The sequence below is a fragment of the Xanthomonas sp. SHU 199 genome, assembly GCF_000364665.1.
GTDB lineage: Bacteria > Pseudomonadota > Gammaproteobacteria > Xanthomonadales > Xanthomonadaceae > Xanthomonas_A > Xanthomonas_A sontii.
Genome location: NZ_AQOI01000354.1, coordinates 1 through 416 on the forward strand (window position 1 = coordinate 1; position 416 = coordinate 416).

The window sequence follows — 416 nt, forward strand, 5'->3', positions numbered from 1 at the left end:
GCCCGGTTGCTGCGCCGCGCCGGCCTGCACCGGCTGGCCGAGCTGGAACCGGCGCTGCCGGACAATCGCTATGAATACGCCCAACCCGGCCAACTGCTGCATCTGGACATCAAGAAACTGGCCCGTTTCCGCCAGCCCGGCCACCGCGTGACCGATGATCGGACGGTCACCTCCCGTGGCATTGGCTGGGAGTACGTCCACCTGGCCATCGACGATCACTCCCGCGTGGCCTTCGGCACCATCGAGCCCGATGAGCGCGGTCTCAGTGCCTGCAGGGCCCTGATGCAGGCGGTTCGCTACTACCGCAGCCTGGGCGTGCGCTTGGAGCGCGTGTTGACCGACAACGGCGCCTGCTACACATCACGCCGCTTCCGACGCCTTGTCCGACGGCTCGGCCTGCGCCATCTGCGAACCCG

General features: G+C 68.0%; 1 protein-coding gene. It reads left to right on the forward strand.

What is annotated here, in order from left to right; genetic code table 11:
- Positions 1-416, forward strand: a 416-nt coding sequence (locus D183_RS0112325; protein WP_017909263.1) for an IS481 family transposase, incomplete at both ends; no start/stop codon positions are given.